The following is a 9552-nucleotide window of genomic DNA, read 5'->3' on the forward strand; positions in this document are numbered from 1 at the left end:
GATCCTCGCCGCGATGCTGGCCGGCGGCGTCCGCCCCGAGCAGCTGCGCGATCACCAGCGCGGCCTGCCGGTCACCGAGGGGCCGCTGGCCGGGGTGGGCTTCGACTACGACACCGCCGTCGGGGGCGCGCTGCCGCCGCGCCCCCGGGCTGGCATCGGCTCGCCCAGTCTGCTGCGCGACGCCGTCCGGCACCCGCGCGAGTACCCGCTGCTGACCATGGTCTCGGCGATCGCGCCGCACGGCCGCGGCTCGCTGGCGCCGGTCGGTGAGCTGGTGCGCGGCCTGTTCGGCACCGGCGAACCGCCCGGTGAAGGTGAACCGCCCGGCACCGGCGGGCTGCCGGGGCCCCGCGACGGGGGACCGCCGCTGCGCGTGGTGGCCGTGGACTACCGCAGCGGCCGCCGGGTGGTCTTCGGCGACCCGGGTGCCCCGGCCGTCCCGGTGCCCGAGGCCGTGATGGCCTCCTGCGCGATCCCCGGCTGGTTCGCGCCGGTGCGGCTGGACGGCTCGGCGTACGTGGACGGCGGCTGCTGGTCCGCCACCAACGCCGACCTGATGCTCGGCCGGGGGCTGGACGAGGTGTACGTGATCGCCCCGATGGCCCTGCGGCTGGACCCCCGGCAGGGGCGGGCCGGGGAGCAGGGGCGGCTCGGGAGCGGCCGCGACGCCCTGGTCGCCCTGCGCGAGTGGCGCGCCCGGGACCGCCCGCGCGGCGTGCTCGCCCAGCTGGTCAGCCGCTACCGCCACGCCGTCACCCGGCAGCTGCTGCGCGAGGCCGCGCTGCTGCGGGCCGAGGGCGTCCGGGTGCGGCTGCTCGCGCCGACCCTGGCGGACCTCGCGGTGATGGGCCCGAACATGATGGACCCGGCCCGCCGCGGCGCCGTCCTGGAGAGCGCGCTGCGCACCAGCCGGGAGGCCCTGCGGGCCCAGCGGTGAGCGCCCGCCCCGGGGCGGAGGTGATCACGGGCGGCCCGGCGGCGCTTATTCTTGGGGCGCTGGAGAATCTGTGCCGCTGGACGAACCCCGCTGGACGAACCGGAGAGTGCCACCGATGCGCGTGTACGTGCCCACCACCCTGACCGGCCTGGCGGCGGCGCACGAGGGCGGCTCCCTGGAGCAGTCCGCCGCGTACGCCGTGACGCCCGCGCTGCGCGAGTGGTACGTCAGCGACGACCTGGAGGAACTGGAGTACGCGGCGCTGAACCGGGCCGCGCAGTCCTCCCTGCGGCTGCTGGCGGGCGACCCGCAGGCCCCGCGCCGCCGGGTGGTGGTGGCGCTGGACGTGGCCGACGCGTCGGTGCGGCCCTTCCCGGGCGACGAGTACCAGGACCAGGCCTCGCTCGGCCGGGTGGTGCTGGCAGGCGCGGTGCGGCTGGCCAAGGCGGCCGCGGTGCACGCCGACGTGGCCGACGACGAGGTGGTCACCGACGTCGCGGCGGCGGTGGCGGCGGTGGCCGCGGCCGACGCGGGCGACCAGGACGCCCAGTTCACCGTGGACGGCGCCGAGGACCACGACCTGCTCTGGTACGCGACCCAGGAGATCCCGTCCCTGCTCGCGTGAGTTCCGTCCTACCGGCGTGTCGCCCGTCCGGGTTACCGTTTCACCCCGTGCGCACTCACATCGTCTGGGACTGGAACGGCACGCTCTTCCATGACATGGAAGCCGTGCTCGGGGCGAGCAATGCCGCCTTCGCGACCGTCGGCATCGGGCCGATGACCCTTCAGGAGTACCGCGAGCAGTACGAGATCCCGATCCCGCGGTTCTATCAGCGGCTGCTCGGCCGGATGCCCTCCGCGGAGGAGTGGCTGAGGCTCGACGACGCGTTCCACGACCGCTACCGGGAGCTCAGTCCGTCCTGCGGGCTGACCGAGGGCGTGCGCGAGTTGCTGGACGGCTGGCGGGAGGCCGGGAACAGCCAGTCCCTGCTGTCGATGTACGACCACGCGGAGCTGGTGCCGCTGGTCGACACCTTCGGACTGACCGGCGGTTTCCTGCGGGTGGACGGCCGCAGCGGCCCGTCCGGCGGGCAGAAGGCGGAGCACCTGACCCGGCACCTGGCCGCGCTCGGCGAGCGGGTGGACCCGGCCCGTACGGTGCTGATCGGCGATGCCGCGGACGACGCCCTGGCGGCGCTCGGCGCGGGCGCCCACGCGGTGCTCTACACCGGTGGTTCGCACACCCGGGAGAAGCTGGAGCCGGTCGGCGTCCCGGTGGTGGACAGCCTGGCCGAGGCGGTCGAGCTGGCCGGCCGGATCGCGGGCTGACCCTCGGGCCCGTCCGCCCGCCCGGGCGGACGTGGCGGGCGCCACGTCCGCCATCCGCGTGTCTGAACGGGCGGATCGCGCCCCGGCTGGTCAGGCTGGTGTCACACCCGACCAGCCGCCAGGACGGAGCCGCCATGCCCATCGACGCAGTCACCGAGGTGCCGGTCCCGGTCAACGAGCCGGTGCACGCGTACGCGCCCGGCAGCCCGGAGCGGGACCGGCTGGTCCGGCGGCTGGACGAGCTGGCGGCCGAGCAGGTCCCGCTGCCGATGACCGTCGGGGGCGAGCAGCGCTTCGGCGGCGGTGAGCGGATCGAGGTCGTCCAGCCGCACCACCACGCCGCCAAGCTGGGCGTGCTCGGCAACGCCACCCGGGAGGACGCCCGGGCGGCGGTGGACGCGGCGCTGGCCGCCGGGCGGCAGTGGCGCTCGCTCTCCTTCGACGACCGCGCGGCGGTGTTCCTGCGCGCCGCCGACCTGCTCGCCGGACCCTGGCGGGAGACGCTCAACGCGGCCACCATGCTCGGCCAGTCCAAGACCGCGCAGCAGGCCGAGATCGACTCCGCCTGCGAGCTGATCGACTTCTGGCGGTTCAACGTCCACTTCGCCCGGCAGATCCTGGCCGACCAGCCGATCTCCTCGCCCGGCGTGTGGAACCGCACGGACCACCGTCCGCTGGAAGGTTTCGTCTACGCGATCACCCCGTTCAACTTCACCGCGATCGCCGGCAACCTGCCGACCGCCCCCGCGCTGATGGGCAACACCGTGGTCTGGAAGCCCGCGCCGACCCAGACCCTGGCCGCGTACCACCTGATGCGGCTGCTGGAGGCGGCCGGCCTGCCGCCCGGGGTGATCAACCTGGTCACCGGGGACGGCCTCCAGGTCTCCCCGGTCGCACTGGCCGACCCGGCGTTCGCCGGGCTGCACTTCACCGGCTCCACCGCCACCTTCCGGTCCCTGTGGCAGACCGTCGGCGCCAACATCGGCGGGTACCGCACGTACCCCAGGATCGTCGGCGAGACCGGCGGCAAGGACTTCCTGTTGGCCCACCGCTCGGCCGACCCGGAGATCCTGAGGACCGCGCTGATCCGCGGGGCCTTCGAGTACCAGGGCCAGAAGTGCTCGGCGCTCTCCCGGGCCTACCTGCCGCGCAGCCTCTGGCAGAAGATCAAGGACGACTTCCTGGCCGAGGTGGACGCGCTCGCGGTGGGCGACGTGACCGACCTGTCCAACTTCATGGGCGCCCTGATCGACCGGCGCGCCTTCGAGAAGAACCGGGACGCCATCGAGCGGGCGAAGGCCGATCCGACGATCGAACTGGCGGCCGGCGGGCAGTACGACGACGCGATCGGCTGGTTCGTCCGGCCGACCGTCCTGGTCTCCTCCGACCACCGGGGCGAGATCTTCCGGACCGAGTACTTCGGCCCGATCCTCGCCGTCCACGTCTACGAGGACTCCCGCTGGGACGACGTGCTCCGCCGGGTCGACGGCGGCGCCCCGTACGGGCTGACCGGCTCGGTGATCGCGCAGGATCGTTACGCCATCGCCCAGGCCGTCGAGGAGCTGCGCTTCACCGCGGGGAACTTCTACATCAACGACAAGCCCACCGGAGCCGTCGTCGGCCAGCAGCCCTTCGGCGGCGGCCGGGCCTCCGGCACCAACGACAAGGCGGGCGCCGCGCAGAACCTGCTCCGCTGGACCTCGGCCCGGTCGATCAAGGAGACATTCGTCCCGCCGACGCACCACCGTCACCCGCACATGGGCTGAGAGTGAACACCAGGCTCCGGTTTGGACATGGTGTCCAGGACGGACCCGACATCCTGCGGGTTTGCGCCTACCTGTCCCTGTCCACCTTCGATTGATCCGGTTAGGCTGGCTGGCGTCGTCGGGTGGCTCGCAGGACGAATGAGACGTCCTACCCGCTGGGCGGGCGTTTCATGCGTGCCATGAGCCCCTTTCAGTCGGATGGTGCGGCAGGATTGCGGTGACCCGTCGGTGTACATCCACACACCACCGAGTCACGCAACGGCGCGCGACAGGAGCCAAGAAGTCATGCAGACCAAGCTGGACGCAGCCAAGGCCGAACTGCTCAAGAAGGCAGCCGCAGCCGCTGAGAACAGCCAGGTGGGGGGAGCGGCGCCGGGGGAGGGTCTGAGCAACGGCGCTCTGACCGCGTACCTGCACCACTACTACCTCCACACCGCGCCCGAGGACCTGGTCGACCGCGACCCGGTCGACGTCTACGGCGCGGCCGCCTCCCACTACCGCCTGGGCCTCAAGCGCCCGCAGGGCACCGCCGAGGTGCGGGTCCACACCCCCTCGGTCGAGGAGAACGGCTGGTCCTGCGGCCACACCGTGGTCGAGGTCGTCACCGACGACATGCCCTTCCTGGTCGACTCCGTCACCAACGAGCTGTCCCGCCAGGACCGCGCGATCCACATCGTGATCCACCCCCAGCTGGTCGTCCGCCGTGACATCACCGGCAAGCTGCTGGAGATCCTGGACGTCGACGCCTGCTCCCGCAGCCTGGCCGCCGGCACCGAGTGGCCCGCCGACGCGACGGTCGAGTCGTGGATGCACATCGAGATCGACCGCGAGACCGACCGCGAGGACCTGCGCTCCATCGAGGCCGACCTGCGCCGCGTGCTCGGCGACGTCCGCGAGGTCGTCGAGGACTGGACGAAGATGCGCGAGAGCGCGCTGCGCCTGGCCGACGAGCTGGCCGAGCAGCCCCCGGCCGGCCTGCCCGAGCAGGAGGTCGGCGAGGCCTGGGAGCTGATGCGCTGGCTCGCCGACGACCACTTCACCTTCCTCGGCTACCGCGAGTACGACCTGGTCGAGCACGAGGGCGAGGAGGTCCTCAAGGCCGTCGCCGGGACGGGCCTGGGCATCCTGCGCTCCGACCCGCACAGCCACGACGACGCCCACCACGCGGTCAGCGAGGCCTTCGGCCGCCTCTCCGCGCCGGTGCGCGCCAAGGCCCACGAGAAGAAGCTGCTCGTCCTGACCAAGGCCAACAGCCGTGCCACCGTGCACCGCCCGGCCTACCTGGACTACGTCGGCGTGAAGAAGTTCAACGCCGCCGGCGAGCCGGTCGGCGAGCGCCGCTTCCTCGGCCTGTTCTCCTCCGCCGCCTACACCGAGTCGGTCACCCGCATCCCGGTCGTGCGCCGCAAGGTCCAGGCGGTGCTGGGGGAGTCCGGCTTCTCCAGCGAGAGCCACGACGGCCGCGACCTGCTCCAGATCATGGAGACCTTCCCGCGGGACGAGATCTTCCAGACCCCGGCCTCCGAGCTGCTCTCCATCGCGACGAGCGTGCTCTACCTCCAGGAGCGCCGCAAGCTGCGGCTCTTCCTGCGCCAGGACGAGTACGGGCGCTACTTCTCGGCGTTCATCTACCTGCCGCGCGACCGCTACACCACGCGCATCCGGCTGCTGCTCACCGACATCCTCAAGGAGGAGCTGAACGGCGCCACCATCGACTACACGGTGTACGCCACCGAGTCGGTGCTGACCCGCCTGCACTTCGTGGTCCGGGTCGCCCCGGGCACCGAGCTGCCGCACCTCACCGACTCCGACATCGAGCGGATCGAGAACCGGCTGGCCGAGGCCGCCCGGTTCTGGATGGACGGCTTCCACGACCAGCTGCACCTCGAACTGGGCGAGGAGAAGGCCGCCGAGCTCGGCCACAAGTACGCCAACGCCTTCCCCGACGGCTACCGCGCCGACTTCCCGCCGCGCACCGCCGTCGCCGACATCAAGCAGATCGAGTCGCTGCACGGCGAGGGCGACTTCCGCCTGAACCTGTACCAGCCGGTCGGCGCCGGCCACGACGAGCGCCGCTTCAAGATCTACCGGGTCGGCGGCCCGATCTCGCTCACCGAGGTCCTGCCGGTGCTCCAGCGCCTGGGCGTCGAGGTGCTGGACGAGCACCCGTACGCGCTGCGCCGCTCCGACGGCACCACCGCGTGGGTCTACGACTTCGGCCTGAAGCTGCGCGAGGCCACCGAGCTCACCGACGAGGCCCGCGAGCGCTTCCAGGAGACCTTCGCCGCGACCTGGACCGGCAAGGCCGAGAACGACGGCTTCAACGAGCTGGTGCTGACCGCCGGGCTGACCTGGCGCCAGGCGATGATGCTGCGCACGTACGCCAAGTACCTGCGCCAGGCGGGCTCCACGTTCTCCCAGGACTACATGGAGGACGCGCTCCGCAACAACACCCACACCACCCGGCTGCTGGTCAACCTGTTCGAGGCCCGGCTGAGCCCGAGCCACCGTTCGGGCGCCCTGGAGCTGACCGAGGGCATCCTGGAGGAGCTGGCCGGCGCCCTCGACGAGGTCGTCTCGCTGGACGAGGACCGCATCCTGCGCTCCTTCCTGAACCTCATCAAGGCCACCCTGCGGACCAACTTCTTCCAGCACGCCGTCTCCGGCGAGTGGCACTCCTACGTGTCGATGAAGTTCGACCCGAAGGCCATCCCGGAGCTGCCGGCCCCGCGCCCGGCGTTCGAGATCTGGGTCTACTCGCCGCAGGTCGAGGGCGTCCACCTGCGCTTCGGCAAGGTCGCCCGCGGCGGTCTGCGCTGGTCCGACCGGCGCGAGGACTTCCGCACCGAGATCCTGGGCCTGGTCAAGGCGCAGATGGTCAAGAACACCGTCATCGTCCCGGTCGGCGCCAAGGGCGGCTTCGTCGCCAAGCAGCTGCCGGACCCGGCGGTCGACCGCGATGCCTGGCTGGCCGAGGGCGTCTCCTCGTACAAGACCTTCATCTCGGCGCTGCTCGACATCACCGACAACCTGGTCGGCGGCGAGGTCGTGCACCCGGCCGACGTGGTCCGCCACGACGAGGACGACACCTACCTGGTCGTCGCCGCCGACAAGGGCACCGCGACCTTCTCGGACATCGCCAACGGCGTCGCCGAGTCCTACGGCTTCTGGCTGGGCGACGCGTTCGCCTCCGGCGGCTCGGCCGGCTACGACCACAAGGGCATGGGCATCACCGCCCGCGGCGCCTGGGAGTCGGTCAAGCGCAACTTCCGCGAGCTCGGCGTCGACACCCAGACCGAGGACTTCACCGTCATCGGCATCGGCGACATGTCCGGCGACGTCTTCGGCAACGGCATGCTGCTCAGCTCGCACATCCGCCTGGTCGCCGCCTTCGACCACCGCCACATCTTCCTCGACCCGAACCCGGACGCGGCCGCCTCCTACGCCGAGCGCCGCCGCCTGTTCGAGCTGCCGCGCAGCTCCTGGGACGACTACGACAAGTCGCTGATCTCGGCCGGCGGCGGGGTCTTCCCGCGCAGCGCCAAGTCGATCCAGCTGACCCCGCAGGTCCGCGCGGCCCTCGGTGTCGAGGAGAGCCGCCTGACCCCGGCCGAGCTGATGCGGGCGGTCCTCCAGGCTCCGGTCGACCTGTTCTGGAACGGCGGCATCGGCACCTACGTCAAGGCCTCCACCGAGACCAACGCCGAGGTCGGCGACAAGTCCAACGACGCCATCCGGGTCAACGGCGAGCAGGTCCGGGCCCGGGTCATCGGCGAGGGCGGCAACCTCGGCTGCACCCAGCTCGGCCGCATCGAGTACGCGGCCACCGGCGGTCCGGAGGGCGCCGGCGGCTGGATCGACACCGACGCGATCGACAACTCCGCCGGTGTGGACACCTCGGACCACGAGGTCAACATCAAGATCCTGCTCAACCAGGTCGTCGCCGAGGGCGACATGACGGTCAAGCAGCGCAACACCCTGCTGGCCGAGATGACCGACGAGGTCGGCCACCTGGTGCTGCGCAACAACTACGCGCAGAACGTGGTGCTGGCCAACGCCGTCGCCCAGGCGCACAGCATGGTCAACGTGCACGCCCGGATGATCAACCGCTTCGAGTCGGCCGGCCAGCTGGACCGGACGCTGGAGTTCCTGCCCACCGAGCGCCAGATCCGTGAGCGCCAGCAGAGCGGCCGGGGCCTCTCGCAGCCCGAGATGTCCGTCCTGCTCGCGTACACCAAGATCATCCTGGCCGAGGAGCTGCTGGCCACCGAGCTGCCGGACGACCCGTTCTTCCGCACCGCGCTGCACGAGTACTTCCCGAGCGCGCTGCGGGCGAAGTTCGCCGACGCGATCGACAACCACGCGCTGCGCCGCGAGATCATCACCACGCTGATCGTCAACGACACGATCAACCGCGGTGGCTGCACCTTCGCCTTCCGCCTGAAGGAGGAGACCGGCGCGACCTACGAGGAGATCGCCCGGACGCACACCGCCGCGCGGGCCGTCTTCGACCTGGAGCAGATCTGGGCCGAGATCGAGGACCTGGACAACAAGGTCCCGGCCCGGGTGCAGACCAAGATGCGGCTGCACTCGCGGCGCCTGGTCGAGCGCGCCACCCGGTGGATGCTCAACAACCGCCGCCAGCCGCTCGACATCGCCGGCACCATCGAGTTCTTCCACGACCGGGTCAACCAGGTCTGGGCCTCGCTGCCCAAGCCGCTGCGCGGCGAGGACCTGGCCTGGTTCGAGTCGGTGTACGACGAGCTCGCCGAGGCCGGGGTGCCGGAGGAGCTGGCCACGCGGATCGCCGGCCTCTCCTCGGTCTTCCCGACCCTGGACATCGCCGAGGTCGCGGACCGCTCCGGCAAGGACGTCGCCGAGGTCACCGACCTCTACTACGACCTGGGCGACCGGCTCCAGATCTCGCACCTGCTCGACCGCATCATCGAGCTGCCCCGCACCGACCGCTGGTCGTCGATGGCCCGGGCCGCGATCCGCGAGGAGCTCTTCGCGGCGCACGCGGCGCTGACCGCCGACATCCTGGCCTGCGGTCCCGAGGGCGCCACCCCGGAGGAGCGGTACACCGCCTGGGCCGAGCTCAACGGGACCCTGCTGAAGCGCGCCAAGAGCACCCTCGACGACATAAGGGGTTCGGACAACTACGAGCTGTCCAGCCTCTCGGTCGCGATGCGCGTCATCCGCACCCTGCTGCGCACCGGTTCGATGCGCTGACGGACGGCTGCACCGGAGGGGCCCGCGTCCACGGACGCGGGCCCCTCCCGCGTTCCCGGCTCCGGAAACCGGTTGTGGACCGCGGGCGGACGTTCGCTACGGTGGCACTCGAACGATCATGTGGGGGGTTGACGACATGGGGAAGAACCGGGCCTCGGTCCGCGCGGTGGGCGTGGGCATCTCGGTGGTGCTGCTGGTCGCCGCAGCGGCGGCCTGCTCATCCGATGACAAGAAGGACACGGCGAAGGCCGAGGCCGCCACCGGCGCGCCCGCGGCGGCGCCCGCCTC

At 71.7% G+C, this 9552-nt stretch carries 5 protein-coding genes; all 5 read left to right on the top strand.

Annotated features, from left to right (window positions below; all coding sequences use genetic code 11):
* The coding region (locus KS423_RS28915; RefSeq protein WP_224282722.1) for a patatin-like phospholipase family protein at positions 1-937 on the top strand (937 nt) is incomplete at its 5' end.
* A 115-nt stretch (positions 938-1052) separates the two neighbouring features.
* Positions 1053-1562, top strand: coding sequence for a hypothetical protein (locus KS423_RS28920; RefSeq protein WP_224282723.1), 510 nt, complete (start codon positions 1053-1055; stop codon positions 1560-1562).
* A gap of 47 nt (positions 1563-1609) precedes the next feature.
* Positions 1610-2266: an HAD family hydrolase gene (locus KS423_RS28925; protein ID WP_224282724.1), complete on the top strand. Its 657-nt coding sequence runs from the start codon at positions 1610-1612 to the stop codon at positions 2264-2266.
* Positions 2267-2406: 140 nt separating this feature from the next.
* Entirely contained in the window at positions 2407-4032 is a 1626-nt protein-coding gene (gene pruA, locus KS423_RS28930; RefSeq protein WP_224282726.1) for an L-glutamate gamma-semialdehyde dehydrogenase, read from the top strand.
* A gap of 285 nt (positions 4033-4317) precedes the next feature.
* Entirely contained in the window at positions 4318-9264 is a 4947-nt protein-coding gene (locus tag KS423_RS28935; protein WP_224282725.1) for an NAD-glutamate dehydrogenase, read from the top strand.
* The last annotated feature ends 288 nt before the right edge of the window (positions 9265-9552 follow it).

The organism is Streptomyces sp. LS1784 (assembly GCF_020103755.1).
Taxonomy (GTDB): Bacteria; Actinomycetota; Actinomycetes; order Streptomycetales; family Streptomycetaceae; genus Kitasatospora.